The sequence below is a fragment of the Pseudomonas sp. CH61 genome, from assembly GCF_059429415.1.
In genome coordinates, this window is sequence record NZ_CM182098.1 from 5,114,925 (window position 1) to 5,133,469 (window position 18,545).

Sequence of the window (18,545 nt, forward strand, 5' to 3'; positions counted from 1 at the left end):
TAACGGAGGTTTTTTATGCAGATTTTCAAGGTTGGCGGTGCGGTTCGAGATCGCCTGCTCGGCAAACCGGTCACGGATATCGATTGGGTGGTGGTTGGCGCCACCACGGAAGAGATGCTCGCCAAGGGTTATCGGCCGGTCGGCGCGGATTTTCCGGTGTTTCTTCATCCCAAAAGCGGCGAGGAATACGCCCTCGCCCGCACCGAGCGCAAAAGCGGGCGCGGTTATGGCGGTTTCACTTTTCACGCCAGCCCCGAAGTCACGCTTGAAGAGGATCTGATCCGTCGCGACCTGACCATCAACGCCATGGCCGAGGACGATCAACAGAATCTGACCGATCCGTACCATGGTCAGCGCGATCTGGAAGATCGACTACTGCGCCATGTTTCTCCGGCATTCGCCGAAGATCCCCTCCGTGTATTGCGCGTTGCCCGCTTCGCTGCGCGTTATGCCGGACTCGGTTTCACCGTCGCGCCAGAGACGCTCGAACTGATGCGTCAGCTCAGCGACTCCGGCGAACTCGAAGCACTGACTGCCGAACGCAGCTGGAAGGAAATCTCCCGGGCATTGATGGAAGATCAGCCGCAGGTGTTCATTCAGGTGCTGCGCGACTGCGGCGCACTGAAAGTACTGATGCCGGAAGTCGACGCGCTTTTTGGCGTGCCACAACCGGAAGCGCATCATCCGGAAATCGACACCGGCCTGCACACGCTCAGCGTGTTGGAGCAATCGGCGCTGTACAAACAACCGCTGACCGTGCGTTGGGCTTGCCTGCTGCACGATCTCGGCAAAGGTCTGACCCCGGAAGAAGAATGGCCGCGACACATCGCCCATGAGCACACGGGGTTGAAGCTGATCAAAGCGGTCAACGAACGCTTCAAGGCACCCAAGGATTGTCAGGAATTGGCGCTACTGGTCGGCCAGTACCACACCCATGGCCACCGGGCGCTGGAGCTGAAGGCTTCGACATTGCTGGAGTTGCTGCAGAGTTTTGACGTGTATCGCCGGCCGCAGCGGTTTGAAGAGTTCATTGTTGCGTGCGAGATGGATGCGCGGGGCCGCAAGGGGCTCGAGCAGAGAAGTTATCCACAGGCCGATTATTTGCGTGGTGCGGCGAAGGCAGCACGGGAAGTCGCGGTGCAGCCATTGCTAGAGAAGGGATTCAAAGGCCCGGAGCTGGGCGAAGCGCTCAAGCGTGAGCGACTGAAGGCGCTAAAAGCCTACAAAGACGCGGCGTCCGCTTGAAAAGCTTCGCGAGCAGGCTCGCTCCCACATTTTGGAATGCATTTCCCTGTGGGAGCGAGCCTGCTCGCGAAGACGTCAGTCGATCTAAAGCAAATCTGAAGGCGTGAGCCGCTGCCCGCGCCACTCGAACGCAACCGGCGCCAGCACCTGATCAATCTGCGCCTCAGCCCACAACGTCGCGAAGCTTTTTCCCACACCTGGATGCACGCGATCCGGCGCAATCAGCGACAACGGCCACAGCACAAAGGCATTTTTCAGAATCTCGGCACGCGGCAAAACCAACCCGTCGAAATTCCCCGCCAGCTCGCCATACAGCAGCACGTCGATATCCAGCGGCAAGCCTTTGCGATCAGGCGCGTAGCGACCGTTATCCGCCTCGATGAATTTCAAGCGTCGATCCAGTTCCATCAACGGTAGATCGGTAAACGCCGACACCACAAAGTTGAAGAACGGCCCGCTCTTGATCCCCACAGGTGCGCTCTCGAACACCGCCGAACAGCGGATATCCACCAGAAATGTCGCCAAAGCGTCGAGTCCGGCACGCAAATGGGTTTCGCGCTCGATATTGCTACCGAGCCCGAGGTAGACCTGAGTCAGCGACATCCGCGCTCGATCTCCACACCCACGCCACCCTTAGCAGCCGGAACGGCGCCAGGCTTGGTCAGCTTCAGACGCACCCACGTGATTTTGAATTCGCTCATCAGCACTTCGACCAGACGTTCGGCAAAGGTCTCGACCAGCTGAAACTGCGCCTGCTCGGCAAAAGCCTGAATCCGCGTGGAAACGCTAGCGTAGTCGAGCGCCAGGGTCAGGTCGTCACCGGCGGCGGCCGGGCGATTGTCCCAGGCGAAGCTCAGATCAAGTCGCAAGCACTGTCGGATGCCGCGCTCCCAGTCGTAGGCACCAATGACGGTGTCGACTTCCAGGCCCTCGATAAACACTCTGTCCAAGCACTTCTCTCCGCTGCACGACAAGGGCGCAATGCGCCGTTAGAATCAGGGCGTCCTCGCCCGGAATAGTTAGCATGTTTTGGTTACTGGCGACTTTCGCCTACCTGCTCGGCTCGCTGTCCTTCGCCATTTTGCTCAGCCGCCTGACCGGTAACCCGGATCCGCGAATGAGTGGCTCGGGCAATGCCGGTGCCACCAACATGCTGCGCCTGGCCGGTCGCAAACTGGCGATCCTGACCCTGCTGGGTGATCTGTGCAAAGGCCTGGTGCCGGTGCTGATCGCCTCGGCTGTAGGCCTTTCGCTGCAGGATCAGGCATGGATCGGCGTGTGCGCCGTGATCGGCCATCTGTTCCCGCTGTATTTCCGCTTCCGTGGCGGCAAAGGTGTCGCCACCGCTGCCGGCATGCTGCTCGGCCTGTATCCACCGGCCGCACTGCTGGCGGTATGCGCCTGGCTACTGACGTTCTACCTGACCCGCACCAGTTCGCTGGCGGCGCTGATTGCCACGCCGCTGACCCTGCCGTTGCTGGCCTGGCAGGAACCGGAGGCGCTGTTGCCAATGAGCGCACTGACCTTGCTGATCGTCTGGCGCCACCGCGGCAATCTACGCGACCTGTTTGCCGGGCGCGAACGGCATTTTTAAATAGCGCCCATGAGCGCCTCTCATCACAACGGCGACAATTGCTCCATTGGCCAGCGCGCCTGCACGCTGATTGCCAGACTTTCCTGCTGACCGGCCTGCAAGCGCTGGCAACCGGCAAACGCGATCATCGCGCCGTTGTCGGTGCAGAACTCGGGACGGGCGTAGAACACATCACCTTTCATATCGCCGAGCATTTTCTCCAGCGAAACCCGCAAGGCCTTGTTGGCACTGACGCCGCCAGCGATCACCAGACGCTTCATGCCCGCCTGTTTCAGGGCACGCTTGCACTTGATGGTCAAAGTCTCCACCACGGCCTGCTGGAACGCCAGCGCGATGTCGCAACGGGCTTGCTCGTTGTCGTCCCCGGCGCTGACGCACTGCTGCCAGGCGTTGAGCGCAGAGGTTTTCAGACCACTGAAGCTGAATTGCAGACCCGGGCGATCGCACATCGGGCGCGGGAAGGTAAAACGTCCTGCGACGCCCTTCTCGGCCAGTTTGGCGATTTCCGGGCCACCCGGGTAATTGAGGCCCATCATCTTCGCGGTCTTGTCGAAGGCTTCGCCGGCGGCGTCGTCGAGCGTCTCGCCGAGCAGGCTGTATTGGCCGATGCCATCCACCTGAACCAGCTGCGTATGGCCGCCGGACACCAACAAAGCGACGAACGGGAATTGCGGCGGTTTCGGCTCCAGCATCGGCGCCAGCAAATGCCCCTCCATGTGATGCACGCCGAGCGCCGGAATGCCCCAGGCAAACGCCAGCGCCTGAGCGCAGGAAGCACCGACCAGCAGCGCGCCAACCAGGCCAGGACCCGCGGTATAGGCGATCGCATCGATCTCGGTCGGCACGCAGTCCGCCTCGGCCAACACCTGACGAATCAAGGGCAGCATGCGTTTGACGTGGTCACGCGAGGCCAGCTCCGGCACCACACCGCCATAAGCGCGGTGCAGGTCGATCTGACTGAACAGCGCGTCGGCCAGCAGGCCCCGTTCACTGTCATATAATGCGACGCCGGTTTCGTCGCAGGAGGTTTCTAATCCCAGTACTAGCATGGGTTTGCGCCTTGTTTAGGCTGAATTCGAAGGCGCGCATAATAGTCGCCACGTGATGCCCCGACCAGCGGTTTTCGATCAGAGGCTTTGCATTCCGAGCGATGAGGGGTTAACATCCGCAACCCTTAAAAACCGACGTCTTCAAGTGCTCTTTTGCCGCGAGGATGTTGACCCCGGTAATGAATGAAGGTAGCTCTGGATGCCAGCCGTCAAAGTTAAAGAGAACGAACCCTTCGACGTAGCTCTGCGTCGTTTCAAGCGCTCCTGCGAAAAAGCCGGTGTACTGGCTGAAGTTCGTAGCCGCGAATTTTACGAGAAGCCAACTTCTGAGCGTAAGCGCAAAGCAGCAGCCGCTGTTAAGCGTCACGCCAAGAAAGTTCAGCGCGAACAGCGCCGCGCCGTTCGTCTGTACTAATACACAGACGTTCGTTGCAAGCTTCTTTGCCTAAGCCCGGCTCTCAGCCGGGCTAATGGCATTTGCGTAAAACGCTTGATGCTTCAACGTCGAAGCCGCACACGCGACCTAGACGAATCTGCTTCACACGTCAGACCTGGCTCTTTTGCCAGCGGTGCACGTCTTTTCTGACGAGCCTTTCAAGGCTACTGACGAGCACACCCACTGATTCCTCTTACGACGATCAGCCCAAGGCACCTGCATGCGTGCCCGCTTTATTGAGCTATCCGAGGCCCCTAACCGGCTGTCAGCGGATTCAGCGCAACACTTTCAAATAGTCGAAGACTGATGAGTACTAACGTCAGGGGATTTTCGGCAGATACACTTCCCGACAGCGATTACGCAGACGACACCGGTCGAGCCGCATATTTTGCGCGCTTCAAACAATGACCCGCGTCCGCCAGCCTTACGCATCGGACTTATTACAGCGCAGACGACGAGAACGCCATGGCCGGGCTGATTCCCCAGAGCTTCATTGACGACCTGCTGAACCGCACCGACATCGTCGATGTGGTCAGTTCGCGCGTGCAATTGAAGAAGGCCGGCAAGAACTACACCGCCTGTTGCCCGTTTCACAAAGAGAAAACCCCGTCCTTCAGCGTCAGCCCCGACAAGCAGTTCTATTACTGCTTCGGCTGCGGCGCCGGCGGTAACGCCCTCGGCTTTCTCATGGATCACGACAACCTGGACTTCCCCCAGGCTGTCGAAGATCTGGCCAAAGCCGCCGGCATGGAAATCCCTCGCGAAGAAAGCGGCCGACCGCACAAACCGCGCCAACCGACCGATTCGCCGCTGTATCCGCTACTCACCGCTGCCGCCGATTTTTACCGGCAAGCCCTCAAGAGCCATCCATCGCGAAAAGCTGCAGTGGACTACCTCAAGGGCCGCGGCCTGACTGGCGAGATCGCCCGGGATTTCGGGCTCGGCTTCGCGCCACCCGGCTGGGACAACCTGTTCAAGCATTTGAGCAGCGACACCCTGCAGCAGAAGGCCATGATCGACGCCGGCCTGCTGATCGAGAACGCCGAAACCGGCAAACGCTATGACCGCTTCCGCGATCGCGTGATGTTCCCGATCCGCGACACCCGTGGACGCATCATCGCCTTCGGCGGTCGCGTGCTCGGCGACGACAAGCCCAAGTACCTGAACTCACCGGAAACCCCGGTATTTCATAAAGGCCAGGAACTCTACGGCCTTTATGAAGCACGCAAGAACAACCGCAACCTCGACGAAATCATCGTCGTCGAGGGCTATATGGACGTCATCGCTCTCGCCCAGCAAGGCCTGAAGAATGCCGTCGCGACGCTGGGGACTGCGACCAGCGAAGAACATTTGAAGCGCCTGTTCCGTGTAGTGCCGAACGTGCTGTTTTGCTTCGACGGCGATCAGGCCGGCCGCAATGCCGCATGGCGCGCGCTGGAAGCAACGCTTTCAAGCCTGCAGGACGGGCGCCGTGCACGCTTCCTGTTTCTACCCGAAGGTGAAGACCCGGACACCTTGGTACGCGCTGAAGGCACTGACGCCTTCAAGGCACGAATCAATCAGCACGCGCAGCCGCTGGCGGATTATTTCTTCCAGCAACTGACCGAAGAAGCCGATCCGCGCTCGCTCGAAGGCAAGGCGCACATGGCCACCCTCGCTGCGCCACTGATCGACAAGGTGCCGGGCGCCAATCTGCGGATTCTGATGCGTCAACGCCTGACCGAAATTACCGGCCTGAGCAGTGAAACCGTCAGCCAGCTCGCACAAAGTGCGCCGCAGGAAGCGCCGCCCGCCTACGATCCGGGCATCGATTACGACGCGATGCCGGACTACAGCGACTACCATCAGCCGCAGGCACAGGACATGTATGTGCCGCAGCAGGAGTGGACGCCAAAGAAACCCGGCGCCGGCGGCAAGAAATGGGACAAGAAACCCTGGGACAAGAACGGCAAACGTGGCGGTGATCGCGAACAACAGCGCCCACGCACGCCGATCGGTGTCGAATCGCCTACCCTGACTGCCCTGCGCACCCTGCTCCATCACCCGCAACTGGCCGAGCGCGTCGAAGATGCCGGGCACATTGCGGACGAGAATCAGACCAACGCCCAGTTACTTGTGGCGCTGCTCGAAGCCGTACAGAAGAATCCCAAGCTAAACTCATTTCAGTTGATCGCGCGATGGCACGGCACTGAACAGGGTCGTTTGCTCAAGGCGCTGGCAGAAAAGGAGTGGCTGATTGACGGAGATAACCTTGAACAACAGTTTTTCGACACCATTACTAGCTTGTCAGCCCGCCAACGCGAGCGAAATCTGGAACAGTTGCTCAGGAAAGCGCGTCAAAGCGAACTGAGTATCGAAGAGAAAAATCAACTGCGCGACCTATTAAGTCGCAATGTTTCCGCATCAAACCCGACCTCAACTGGCGCGTGAGGTCATAGCTCAGGTATAATCCTCGGCTTGTTTTTTGCCCGCCAAGACCTTCAGTGGATAGGGTGTTATGTCCGGAAAAGCGCAACAGCAGTCTCGTATTATTGAGTTGATCAAACTGGGTCGTGAGCAGAAGTATCTGACTTACGCCGAGGTCAACGACCACCTGCCCGAGGATATTTCAGATCCAGAGCAGGTGGAAGACATCATCCGCATGATTAACGACATGGGGATCCCCGTACACGAGAGTGCTCCGGATGCGGACGCCCTTATGTTGGCCGACGCCGATACCGACGAGGCCGCTGCGGAAGAAGCAGCCGCTGCGTTGGCAGCGGTGGAGACCGATATCGGTCGCACCACTGACCCAGTGCGCATGTACATGCGTGAAATGGGTACGGTCGAGCTTCTGACTCGTGAAGGCGAAATCGAAATCGCCAAGCGTATCGAAGAGGGCATCCGTGAAGTGATGAGCGCAATCGCGCACTTCCCTGGCACGGTTGACCACATTCTCTCCGAGTACACTCGCGTCACCACCGAAGGTGGTCGCCTGTCCGACGTTCTGAGCGGTTATATCGACCCGGACGACGGCATTGCGCCGCCTGCCGAAGTGCCGCCGCCTGTCGAAGCGAAAGTGGCGAAAGCCGACGACGAAACCGACGACGATGAAGCCGAATCTTCCGATGACGAAGAAGAAGCCGAAAGCGGTCCGGATCCGGTCATCGCTGCCCAGCGCTTTGGCGCCGTGGCTGATCAGATGGAAATCACCCGCAAGGCGCTGAAAAAGCACGGTCGCAACAACAAGGCAGCGATTGCCGAGTTGCTGGTACTGGCCGAGCTGTTCATGCCGATCAAACTGGTGCCGAAGCAATTCGAAGGCCTGGTCGAGCGTGTTCGCGGTGCCCTGGATCGTCTGCGTCAGCAAGAGCGCGCGATCATGCAACTGTGTGTACGTGATGCACGTATGCCACGCGCCGATTTCCTGCGTCAGTTCCCGAGCAACGAAGTCGACGAAAGCTGGTCCGACGCCCTGGCCAAAGGCAAGAGCAAGTACGCCGAAGCCATCGGTCGCGTGCAGCCGGACATCATTCGTTGCCAGCAGAAACTGATCGCGCTGGAAACCGAGACCGGTCTGACCATCGCAGAAATCAAGGACATCAACCGTCGCATGTCGATCGGTGAGGCCAAGGCCCGCCGCGCGAAGAAAGAGATGGTTGAAGCCAACTTGCGTCTGGTGATCTCGATCGCCAAGAAGTACACCAACCGCGGCCTGCAATTCCTCGATCTGATCCAGGAAGGCAACATCGGCCTGATGAAAGCGGTGGACAAGTTCGAATACCGTCGTGGTTACAAGTTCTCGACTTATGCCACCTGGTGGATCCGTCAGGCGATCACTCGCTCGATCGCCGACCAGGCCCGCACCATCCGTATTCCGGTGCACATGATCGAGACGATCAACAAGCTCAACCGTATTTCCCGGCAGATGTTGCAGGAAATGGGTCGCGAACCGACGCCGGAAGAGCTGGGCGAACGCATGGAGATGCCTGAGGACAAGATCCGCAAGGTATTGAAGATCGCTAAAGAGCCGATCTCCATGGAAACCCCGATCGGTGATGACGAAGACTCCCATCTGGGTGACTTCATCGAAGACTCGACCATGCAGTCGCCAATCGATGTCGCCACTGTTGAGAGCCTGAAAGAAGCGACTCGCGAAGTGCTGTCCGGCCTCACTGCCCGTGAAGCCAAGGTACTGCGCATGCGTTTCGGTATCGACATGAACACCGACCACACACTCGAAGAAGTGGGCAAACAGTTTGACGTAACGCGTGAGCGGATCCGTCAGATCGAAGCCAAGGCACTGCGCAAGCTGCGCCACCCGACGCGAAGCGAGCATCTGCGCTCCTTCCTCGACGAGTGATACCAGAACCCCCGGCCCAGGCCGGGGGTTTTGTTTATATGGCAGATTAAATCCTTCGCAACGCCCCTCCCCCGCATACCCCGTCTACACTCGAAACAATCATCCCCGAGCCATAACGAGAGCGTTATGCCCAGATTGGCGTCCGTGCTTTTTTTGCTGTCACTGATGATCTGGACCGCAACGGCTGACGCGCTGACTCTGACCGATGAAGAACGTAGCTGGCTGGCGGCTCACCCGGACTTGCGCCTGGGTGTCGATGCATCGTGGCCGCCCTTTGAATTTCGCGACGACCAGAACCGCTATCAGGGCCTGGCTGCCGACTATATCGACGTGATTCGCCAACGCCTGGCGATCAAGTTGACGCCCATCGAACCGGTGAGCTGGACAGTGGTGCTGGAACAAGTGAAGTCGGGCAAGATCGACCTGCTGCCCGGGATCATGTCCACCCCCGAACGCCAGACCTACCTGTCGTTCACCCGCCCCTATCTTGATTTCCCGATCGTGATCCTCGCGCACATCGGCGGCGCGCAACCGCGCAAACTCGACGACCTGTACGGTTTGAAAATCGCCGTGGTGGAAAACTATGCGCCCCACGAACTGCTGCGCACCCACCACCCCGATCTGAATCTGGTCGCCATGCCCAATGTCAGTTCGGCGCTGCAGGCGTTGGCGACCGACGAAGTGGACGCTGTGGTCGGCGACCTCGCATCCAGCGTCTGGAGCCTGCGCCAGCTCAAGCTCGACGGTCTGTACGTCAGCGGCGAAACCCCGTATCGCTACCAACTGGCAATGGCCGTGCCCCGCGACAACAAGGTCTTGGTGGGGATTCTCGACAAAGTGCTCGCGGACATGAGCCCTGATGAAATCAGCAGCATTCAGGAGCACTGGGTCGGCAACGTCCTTGATCATCGGACATTCTGGTCGGATCTGTTGATCTACGGTTTGCCGGGGTTGTTGCTGTTGATGACGATCCTGGCTGTGGTGATCCGCATCAACCGCCGCCTGAGTTCGGAAATCGCCCGACGCATCGACCTCGAACAGGAACTGCGCAGCAGCGAATACCACTATCGCGGCCTGGTCGAGAGCCTGTCGGCCATCGCCTGGGAAGCGCGGATAAGCGACTTCACCTACAGCTATGTCTCGCCCCACGCCGAAGACCTGCTCGGCTACCCACAATCCCATTGGCTGATCCCCGGTTTCTGGCACAACATCATTCACCCGGCGGATCTGACCCGTACGCAAAGCTACTGCAAGGAAGCCCTGCGCGAAGGCCGTGATCACATCGTCGACTATCGAGTGATCACCGCCGATGGTCGCTGCTTGTGGGTACGCGACATCGTCAGCCTGATCGAACATGGTCATGAGCCGGTAATGCGCGGTCTGATGATCGACATCAGCGAAATCAAGCGCACTGAAGAGGCGTTGCAGCTCTCGGAGCAAAAGTTCGCCTCGGTCTTCCAGCAATGCCCGGACATTCTGGTGATTGCACGGCTGTCCGACGGTTGCCTGCTGGAGGTCAACGAAGCGTTTGAAGAACAGATCGGACTGAAAGCCGAGGAAGTGCTGGGGCAAACGGCGACCGAGCTGAATATCTGGGGCATTCCCGGCGTTGGTCCGGGGCTGCTGCAACGTTTGCAGGCGGGCAGCATTCGCAACCTGGAGATGCCCTTTCGCCGCAACAACGGCCAACTGTTCACTGGCCTGATTTCCGCCGAGCCGTTCGATCTGGACACCACGCCAGCCTTGGTGGTCGTTGTACGTGACATCACCCAGCTCAAGGAAACCCAGCAGCAGCTGCAAACCTCCGAAGAGAAATTCGCCAAAGCCTTCCATGCCTCGCCGGATGGTTTGTTGTTGTCACGCCAGAGCGATGGCCTGCTACTGGAGGTCAACGAGGGTTTCAGCCGTATCACCGGTTTCAATAGCGCCATGTCGGTGGATAGGTCGGCGCTGGATCTGGGCATCTGGGTCAACCTCAACGAGCGCAAAGAGATGCTCGACCTGTTGCACCGCGACGGCTTTGTGCGTGACTTTACCTGCCATATCCGCCGCAGTGACGGGCAGATTCGCCTCTGTGAAGTCTCCAGCCGTCCGCTGCCGATCGGTGAAGAAGACTGCATGCTGACCATCGCCCGCGACATCACCGAGCGCCATCTGATGCAGGAAAAACTGCAACAGGCCGCCACTGTGTTCGAAAGCACTGCCGAAGGCGTATTGATCACCGACACCCAACAGCACATCAGTGCGGTCAACCGCGCCTTCACCGAGATTACCGGTTACAGCGAAAGCGAAGCGCTCGGCCATACACCGCGCCTGCTCGCCTCCGGCCTGCATGACAGCGCGTTCTACGCGGCAATGTGGCACCAGTTGACCGACGAAGGTCACTGGCAGGGCGAGATCTCCAACCGGCGCAAGAACGGCGAGTTGTACCCGAGCTGGCTGACCATCAGTGCCGTACGCAATCGCGACAAGTTCATTACCCACTTTGTCGCGGTGTTTGCCGACATCTCCAGCCTCAAGCATGCGCAAGCCAAACTCGACTATCAGGCGCACCACGACCCGCTCACTGGCCTGCCGAACCGCACGCTGTTCGAAAACCGCTTGCTGATGGCACTGAACAGTCAGCAGGAAAACGGCGGCCAGGGTGCCGTGCTGTTTCTCGATCTCGACCGCTTCAAGCACATCAATGACAGCCTCGGACACCCGGTCGGCGACCTGCTGCTCAAGGGCATCGCCGTGCGCCTGAAAGAGCAACTGCGCGACATCGATACCGTGGCGCGTCTGGGCGGTGACGAATTCATCATTCTGCTGCCCGGCCTGCAACAGGCCAGTGATGCCGACAACATCGCCACCAAACTGCTCAACTGCTTTGGTGCGCCGTTCCAGGCTGGCGAACATGAGTTCTTCATCAGCGCCAGCATTGGCACCAGCCTCTACCCACGGGACGGTTGTGACGTCGCCACCTTGGTGAAAAACGCCGACGCAGCGATGTACCGCTCCAAGGCCAAGGGCCGCAACCGCGTCGAGAGCTACACCCGCGACCTCACTGCCCAGGCCAGCGAGCGCATCGCGCTGGAACACGAACTGCGCCGGGCCATCGAGCGCGATGAACTGTTTCTCTACTACCAGCCGAAAATCAGTCTGGAGGATCACAGCCTGGTCGGTGCCGAAGCGCTGATCCGCTGGCGCCATCCGACCTTCGGCGACGTGCCGCCAGAGCATTTCATTCCGCTCGCGGAAGAGAACGGCATGATCCTGCAGATCGGTGACTGGGTGCTGGAGACCGCGTGCCGGCAGATGTTCGAATGGAATCAGGTCTACGACAGCCTTGGCCCACTGTCGGTAAACCTCGCCGGCGCGCAACTGCGTCAGCCGAATCTGCTCGGGCGCATCGAACAACTGCTCAACGACAACGGCCTGCAGCCGGATTTACTGCAACTGGAAATTACCGAGAATTTCATCATGAGTCAGGCCGAAGAGGCGCTGGCTGTGTTGCATCAGCTCAAACACCTCGGCGTACAACTGGCGATCGATGATTTCGGTACCGGATATTCCTCTCTCAGTTACCTCAAGCGCCTGCCGCTGGATATCCTCAAAATCGACCAGTCGTTTGTCCGCGGATTGCCCGACGACCCCCACGACGCGGCCATTGTCCGAGCCATTATCGCGCTGGGCCGGAGCATGCAATTCACGGTCATCGCCGAGGGCGTGGAAACCCAGGCGCAACAACAATTTCTCGCCGCCGAAGGCTGCGAACAGATCCAGGGCTACATCGTCAGCCTGCCGCTACCGCCGGAAGAATTCGCCGCGACGTTTCTTCGTGTAACCGTATCGGATTATTCGGATAGCACAGCCGAGAAACCGTCGCTATAATCCGCGGCCTACTGAGGGCCTATAGCTCAGTTGGTTAGAGCAGAGGACTCATAATCCTTTGGTCCACGGTTCAAGTCCGTGTGGGCCCACCATCTTGAAAGCCACGTATTACGTGGCTTTCGTCGTTTCTGGCATTCGAAAAAGTCAGTCAGCTGGATTGCAAAAAATGCGTTCCGTCCAAAATTCGTCCAATTTCAATTTTGGACGGACATTTACGCTACCTCAGCGACCGCTGGTTTAGCCTCCAAGAGTGTGGCCAGCGGATTCAGATTGACGACCTCGGCCAAGTGTCCAGGGCTAAAGTGAGCATACTTTTGAGTCATGGCCAACGTTGCATGCCCAAGCACCTTTTGAAGCGTCAGGATGTCCCCGCCGTTCATCATGTAATGGGATGCGAAGGTGTGCCGCAGGACATGCGTCATCTGTCCATCGGGTAGCTCCAAGCCGATAGCATCGACGCTACGCCGAAAGGTGATGGCGCAAGGTCTGAATGGCAGTGCGGCTTTCAATCGCTCCTCAAGCCGTTTCGAGATTGGCACAGACCGATTCTTGCTGGATTTTGTACGGCTGTAATGCACCATCTGATTCCGCACCTGGCGCGGTTGAAGCGCTTCCGCTTCGCCCCACCTGGCACCGGTGGCCAGGCACACTTCAGCGATCAACCCGGCGTTTGAATCCCGTGTAGCCAGGTCACTCAACAGCAGCTTAATTTGATCCGCCAGTAGGTAGGCCATCTCTGTTTCGTCAAACTTGAGTTTGCGCACCTTGCCCAACGGGTTGTCGGCGTCCCACTCCCCCAGCCTGGCCAGCTCGTTGAACACAGCACGTAGGTACGTCAGCTCATGATTCAGCATATTCGCGCTGACGGGTTTCGGATCTGCATCGCCCTTTGAATAGCCAGCGCCTGGTGTAGTCCTGGAGTGCTTACCTTCTGCGCGCTCGGCGCGGTACTGCGCAAAGTGAGCAGACGTAAACTTGTGCGCCTTCGGGTTCCCCATTCGATTGACCATGCTGATCAAAAGCGCCAGGCGCTGTTTGCCGGTCTTCAGGTTTTGCCCATGGACGACGTACCAGCGATTAACCAGCTCAAGCATGCTTCTGGCGTCGTGCTTGGCGGGCTTGGCAACCCGTCCTGACGCAGCCTCTCCCATGACCTTGCTGTGGTAATGGGTCGCTTCATTTTTGGTAGGGAAAATCCTGCGGGTTCGATAGCCGTAGCTGCCGTTAGGGCGGCAATCCACTTCGTAGCGGCCATCCGGTAGTTTTCTTATCGGCACGGACTTACACGGGGCTAATCTGCCCTGCCTCCGGTATGGTTTGGCCAGTCATCAGCCACATCGTGTATTTGGTGAGCAAAGGGTGTTGGGTGACTTTCAACAGTTCTGAAGATGCAACCGTTTTACTTCGCCCGTACTCGTACGCCTTCCACGTCTCAACCTTGATACCGGTGATATTGCTGATTTCGACCTGAGTAAATCTTTCTCGGGTTCGGATCAGCTTTAGCTTTTCACCGAGACTCATTGACCGATGACCGGGCTTATTTGCCCAATCTCTGGTGCCGTCTCATCGGTCACCAACCACAACGCGTAACGCTTGAAACGCGGGTGCATGGTGATTTTCAACAGCTCTGTAGAGCTTACGGATGCGCGCCGCCCGTACTCGTACCCCTTCCATGTTTCGAGCTTGATGCCCGCGATATCGCAAATTTCTGTCTGAGTCAGACGCTCAGTCAGCCGCACTTCCTTGAGTTTTTGACCTAGTTCCAACGCATGGCTCCTATTGACATGTGCGAATGCACATTCGTAACATGTGCATATGCCACTTTATTCGGCATATATACACATGGAGCTTATCAAATGCAGATCACCATAGACACGCCCTACACGACAGTTCGGGAGCTTGCGCGTCGGTCGGGACAGTCCGAACGTGCGATCCGCAACGACATCGAGCGCGGCCGAATCCTCATTCGCGCCAAGGCCGAGGGATCTAAAGAAGCACTGTTGATCAATATGGTCGCTTTGGCCATGGAAGCAGCAGAACAAGCCGAACGTGCGTCCGCCAAACCTACCGCCTCCAAGCGCTGAGGGGCGGTGATGAACGCAAGAAATCGCTTCACACAGGATCAGTTCGACGAGATCTATCAGTCCGACGTCGTCAAGGCGTTGGAAAACGATAGAGAGCTGGACTTTAAGGACATCAGCGATAAGTACCTACAGAAAGGCACGTGCCCCAACTGCGGTCAGCAAAAGCTGTTCATCAGTCGCGAAAAGCCCTACCAGTTGAAATGCAACCGAGATAACGAATGCCAGTTCGAACAGAAAACCCGGGAGCGTTACAGCTTCCTGTTCGAAAACCTGAGCGAGCGTTTCCCGGCTACAGAAACCAACCCCAACGCCACCGCCGACGCCTATCTAAAGCGCAACCGTGGTTTTGACATAGCAAAGCTCGCCGGCTGGTATTCCCAAGCTAAACGCAAAATGAAGTCAGGCGTTTGGGCCGATACCGTCCGCTTTCCGCTGTGCAACGGTTATTGGGAAAGGATCATCGACGAGAGCATGGTAGCCGCCAACAAAGGCGACAAAGCCGGCATCAAGTTCGAAATGTCTTACCAGAACAGCGGGTGGGCACCACCAGGCCAGACCATCGAAAAGAGCGATCGGGTGTTTGTAGTCGAAGGGATCTTTCACGCGATCGCGCTGCACCTGGCCGGCTACAAAGCGATTGCATCGATCAGTTGCGTGAACTTCCCATGGGCGATCGTGGAGGCGAACAAAGGCAAACTGGTGACATGGGTCATTGGCCTGGATGACGACAAAGCCGGCCATAAATACATTCCCAAGTATCTGAAGATGCTGCGCGGCATGACGGAAATCGGCTGGGTAGCCCTCGCCGGCGAACGCGATTGGGATGACGTCTACCGAGATGGCGAACTGAACGACAAGTTTCTGGAGGACGCTTGTTATCGCGGCCGACTGTTCACTGCTGAGAACACAAACAAACTCGCTTACCTGCTGTACCTGCGGCGCCCGGCCGGCTTCTATCTGCTGGAGTTTCGAAATCAGCTGTTTTCGGCCCGCGTGAACCAGGCAGAGCTCAGCAAGGATCTTGGCGAAGAAAAGGTTGAGGGCAACCGAGAAATCTTTTCGCGCAACGTGAAGATCTCGCAGATATCCAACTGCATACCCAGCTTGGACTATCTGGAAAAAGACATCATCACTGGTGAGCAGCGCTACTACTTCGACTTTCGGTTTCCCGATCGGAGCCGCAGTGTTCAGGCCCCACTACCATCGAGCGCGATCGCCGAGCCGCGGGGATTCGTCCGGGCAATGCTCGACTTCACGCCAGGTGGAAACTTTGAGGGCGGCGCCCGTGAGCTGGCGATGCTCAAAGCGAAATGGCTGAACGATGAGCGGCGCCCGGTACGCACCGTTCGCAGCCTGCCGTTCATTGGCTACGACGAAGATTCGGGAACCTACTGCTATCCAAAGTTCGGGTTTCACGGCGGCAGAGAGTTGCAGGTGAACAGTCACGGTTTCATTGAGGTCAAGGGTGCCGGGGTAAAAACCGCTCTGGTGAATACAAAGTTCGAACGCGGTGCTGACTTCGATCCGGAATGGTTCCCCGACTTCTTGGCGGTTCATAGCCTGAATGGCCTAGCCGCACTGTCGTGGTGGACAGCGTCGCTGTTCGTTCAACAGATTGGCGTTCAGCAGGCGTCGTTCCCTTTCCTCGAGCTGACCGGCGAACCAGGCGCGGGCAAGTCCACTCTACTGCGATTCCTGTGGCGCCTGATCGGTCGCGACAATATGGAAGGGATCAAACCCAGTGGCACCGGTGCCAGCGCCGTGGGCCTTTCACGCGCCCTTTCCGAAGTCAGCAACTTACCAGTTGTCCTGATCGAATCCGATCGGACTTACACCGATGCTCAGGGCCGTTCGGTGACTGTGCAGTTCGCCTGGGATGAAATGAAGACGCTGTATGACTATCACGCCCCTGTACGTGTAACCGGCGCGAAGACTACCGGTAACGAGACGCGCACCAGCATCTGGCGCGGTGCCTTGGCCATCTCACAGAACGAAACCGTGGATGGCTCCGAGGCCATTCTTTCGCGCATCGTGCATATGCACTGCACCAAGGATCACCACTCGCTGGCCCTGAAGCCGATGGCCGATCGGTTGAAGATCATGAAAGCCAAGGAGCTGGGCGGCTTCCTGCGCCGTGTACTGGCTTTCGAAAAGCAATGGTTGGAACGCTACTTCGAGGCATTCCCGCGCTATGAGAAACGTCTTCAGTCCATCAACGCCCTGACGGAAGCGCGGATCGTCCAGAGCTTCGCGCAAGTCCTTGCAGCGGCCTACGCAACCCAGGCGCTGTTTCCCACCTGGACGGACAGAGACACAGAAAGCCTGGCTAAGCATCTGGAGGCCCGCGCCATCGATCGCCAACAGCGCTGCCGATCGGAGAACCCGACCGCCGCCAAGTTCTGGCAGATCTATCACTACTTGAATGAAGACGTGGTGACCATCATCGATGCCGAAGGCGAACGTGAAGAGACCCGCGAAACGCTCAACCACAGCATCGACAAAGAACTGATCGGCATCAACATCGAGCATTTCCAGCAGGCCTGTAGAAAGGCTGGCCAAGACGTCATTCCTGACACCCAGTTGCGCCGTGCATTGGCCACCAGCACCACCCACAAATTCATTGAGACGCGTAAAGCACGGTCACGACTGGAGAAGCGTTCTCTGTGGCTGTGGTTCTTCAGCAAGCGGGGGGAGGCCTCATGAAACGTATGGGTCAGCAGGTGTATCGGGTGTGCATGGGTAAGAGCTTGGCTTTTGTGCGAAGTCCCCTTGTTTGTCCGGAACATCCGGAACATTTCTATTCAATAGATATAAACATCAATAAATACAGTCACTTACTTACAAAAAAACGTTCCGGTCGCACTGGAACATTCCGGAACACACCGGAACGGATTGTGTTCCGTCATGTTCCGGCAATGTTCCGGTCAGCGTTTTTACCGGAACACGGCTGTAGCCCTTACAACACAAGGCTTACAGCCGATTCACAAAAAAACGTGTTCCGGAATGTTCCGGTAGTACCGGAACATTTTCGCTCAGCTACAGGCCCCGTAAATCAAGGGTTACAGCCAATCACTTTTTAAATGTTCCGGATGTTCCGGACTCCGAGCGGTCTTGCGCGCGTTTTTTACTGGCGGACTCGACTCACCCTCCTGGATCAAGAAACCCAGGCTCATAAAGAAGGAGCAACACCATGCAAATACAAGTCATCACCGGCGACCAAGCCACGGGCAAAACCACCCGGCTACGCGCAATTCAAGCCGAACTGCAAAAGCAGGGGATCGAGGCGCCAATCCTCGTCGGCCAGCAGTGGACTACCCCGTACTTCGTGAACCTGATCGCAGAGAAAGCACTGGCCGGGGCTAAGCAATTCCTGGCCGACGACTGCACCCAGTTCCAGATCAAAGCCGCGATGAATCTGCAAGCCCAGGGCATTCACTCCGGAATCCCATCTGACTTTGTGGTTCACCTGGTGCGCCAAGCGTAAGGAGGGGGCAGCAATGATTATTCGCTTCGTAGCCAACACCCTGCCCGGCGAGCTGCCGTTACCGAGCAGCTACGTCGACCAGCGCTCACCGGAAGATCTGGCCGAGCTGGCAGCGGCCGCACATTGGAGGGATCACCCGGAGGATACGCCGACGTTCATCACGGTCGTGCATATGCGCGACGTTGATGGGCATGACCTGGGACTGTTTGAAGTGCGCTGTGAACAGCGCCCGGTATTCACGGCAAGCCTATTGCGGCAGGCGTGAGAGAGACGGTGTCGAGGAGTTGCAGCTCCCCGACACCAACCACCACGAAAGGAGCAACACCATGCAAGCACAGCACCCAAGCAGCAGTGGGAACAAGGCTATCACACCACCCGACCAACGCAGCAGCACGTTCAAGCCCCCTCGCCCTCTGTTCGCGACGGCGATGATTGGAG

General features: G+C 58.1%; 15 protein-coding genes and 1 tRNA gene. 11 read left to right on the top strand and 5 right to left on the bottom strand.

The genetic code is table 11. The features are described from left to right. The first annotated feature begins 15 nt into the window (after window positions 1–15). Window positions 16–1,245: a multifunctional CCA addition/repair protein gene (locus tag AC5SEM_RS22995; protein WP_495471327.1), complete on the top strand. Its 1,230-nt coding sequence runs from the start codon at window positions 16–18 to the stop codon at window positions 1,243–1,245. Window positions 1,246–1,329: 84 nt separating this feature from the next. On the opposite strand, the gene folK is transcribed toward AC5SEM_RS22995, so the two are convergent. Together folK and folB are read right to left on the bottom strand one after the other, a co-directional pair. After that, window positions 1,330–1,848 carry a 2-amino-4-hydroxy-6-hydroxymethyldihydropteridine diphosphokinase gene (gene folK, locus AC5SEM_RS23000; RefSeq protein WP_095122605.1) on the bottom strand — a complete coding sequence of 173 codons (519 nt, stop codon included), beginning with the start codon at window positions 1,846–1,848 and terminating at the stop codon, window positions 1,330–1,332. Further along, a complete protein-coding gene (gene folB / locus AC5SEM_RS23005; RefSeq protein ID WP_064390789.1) occupies window positions 1,839–2,195 on the bottom strand; it encodes a dihydroneopterin aldolase in 357 nt (118 codons plus the stop codon). The genes folK and folB overlap by 10 nt, the downstream gene beginning before the upstream one ends. 74 nt (window positions 2,196–2,269) lie before the next feature. On the opposite strand from folB, the gene plsY reads away from it, so the two are divergent. Then, window positions 2,270–2,839 (top strand): glycerol-3-phosphate 1-O-acyltransferase PlsY, encoded by a 570-nt coding sequence (plsY, locus tag AC5SEM_RS23010; RefSeq protein WP_038363312.1) that lies wholly within the window; start codon window positions 2,270–2,272, stop codon window positions 2,837–2,839. Between the two features lie 23 nt (window positions 2,840–2,862). Here the strand turns inward: plsY and tsaD are convergent, their stop codons facing one another. After that, window positions 2,863–3,888, bottom strand: coding sequence for a tRNA (adenosine(37)-N6)-threonylcarbamoyltransferase complex transferase subunit TsaD (gene tsaD / locus AC5SEM_RS23015; RefSeq protein WP_495471328.1), 1,026 nt, complete (start codon window positions 3,886–3,888; stop codon window positions 2,863–2,865). A 199-nt stretch (window positions 3,889–4,087) separates the two neighbouring features. Between tsaD and rpsU the strand changes: the two genes are divergently transcribed. The 5 genes from rpsU to AC5SEM_RS23040 all read left to right on the top strand — a co-directional run bounded on the left by rpsU (window position 4,088) and on the right by AC5SEM_RS23040 (window position 12,631). Next, entirely contained in the window at window positions 4,088–4,303 is a 216-nt protein-coding gene (gene rpsU, locus AC5SEM_RS23020) for a 30S ribosomal protein S21 (protein WP_002551877.1), read from the top strand. A 486-nt stretch (window positions 4,304–4,789) separates the two neighbouring features. Next, a complete protein-coding gene (gene dnaG / locus AC5SEM_RS23025) occupies window positions 4,790–6,754 on the top strand; it encodes a DNA primase (RefSeq protein WP_077574774.1) in 1,965 nt (654 codons plus the stop codon). 67 nt (window positions 6,755–6,821) lie between these two features. Next, a complete protein-coding gene (gene rpoD, locus AC5SEM_RS23030) occupies window positions 6,822–8,666 on the top strand; it encodes an RNA polymerase sigma factor RpoD (RefSeq protein WP_137217364.1) in 1,845 nt (614 codons plus the stop codon). A 126-nt stretch (window positions 8,667–8,792) separates the two neighbouring features. Beyond that, window positions 8,793–12,539 carry a bifunctional diguanylate cyclase/phosphodiesterase gene (locus AC5SEM_RS23035; protein WP_495471329.1) on the top strand — a complete coding sequence of 1,249 codons (3,747 nt, stop codon included), beginning with the start codon at window positions 8,793–8,795 and terminating at the stop codon, window positions 12,537–12,539. A gap of 15 nt (window positions 12,540–12,554) precedes the next feature. Continuing rightward, window positions 12,555–12,631, top strand: a tRNA-Ile gene (locus tag AC5SEM_RS23040). A gap of 120 nt (window positions 12,632–12,751) precedes the next feature. Here AC5SEM_RS23040 and AC5SEM_RS23045 read toward each other — a convergent pair. Together AC5SEM_RS23045 and AC5SEM_RS23050 are read right to left on the bottom strand one after the other, a co-directional pair. Continuing rightward, window positions 12,752–13,816: a phage integrase gene (locus AC5SEM_RS23045; protein ID WP_495471330.1), complete on the bottom strand. Its 1,065-nt coding sequence runs from the start codon at window positions 13,814–13,816 to the stop codon at window positions 12,752–12,754. Window positions 13,817–14,056: 240 nt separating this feature from the next. Beyond that, window positions 14,057–14,305, bottom strand: a complete 249-nt coding sequence (locus tag AC5SEM_RS23050) for a helix-turn-helix transcriptional regulator (protein WP_339433290.1) — start codon at window positions 14,303–14,305, stop codon at window positions 14,057–14,059. Between the two features lie 90 nt (window positions 14,306–14,395). Here AC5SEM_RS23050 and AC5SEM_RS23055 point away from each other — a divergent pair, with 90 nt between their 5' ends. The 4 genes from AC5SEM_RS23055 (at window position 14,396) to AC5SEM_RS23070 (ending at window position 18,372) form a co-directional block, all read left to right on the top strand. Next, window positions 14,396–14,623 (top strand): hypothetical protein, encoded by a 228-nt coding sequence (locus tag AC5SEM_RS23055; RefSeq protein WP_495471331.1) that lies wholly within the window; start codon window positions 14,396–14,398, stop codon window positions 14,621–14,623. 9 nt (window positions 14,624–14,632) lie between these two features. Then, complete coding sequence (locus AC5SEM_RS23060) at window positions 14,633–17,326, top strand: toprim domain-containing protein (RefSeq protein WP_495471332.1); 2,694 nt, start codon at window positions 14,633–14,635, stop codon at window positions 17,324–17,326. A gap of 487 nt (window positions 17,327–17,813) precedes the next feature. Next, window positions 17,814–18,107: a hypothetical protein gene (locus tag AC5SEM_RS23065; protein ID WP_495471333.1), complete on the top strand. Its 294-nt coding sequence runs from the start codon at window positions 17,814–17,816 to the stop codon at window positions 18,105–18,107. Window positions 18,108–18,120: 13 nt separating this feature from the next. Next, on the top strand, window positions 18,121–18,372 hold the full coding sequence (locus AC5SEM_RS23070; RefSeq protein WP_495471334.1) for a hypothetical protein: 252 nt from the start codon (window positions 18,121–18,123) through the stop codon (window positions 18,370–18,372). Window positions 18,373–18,545: the final 173 nt, after the last annotated feature.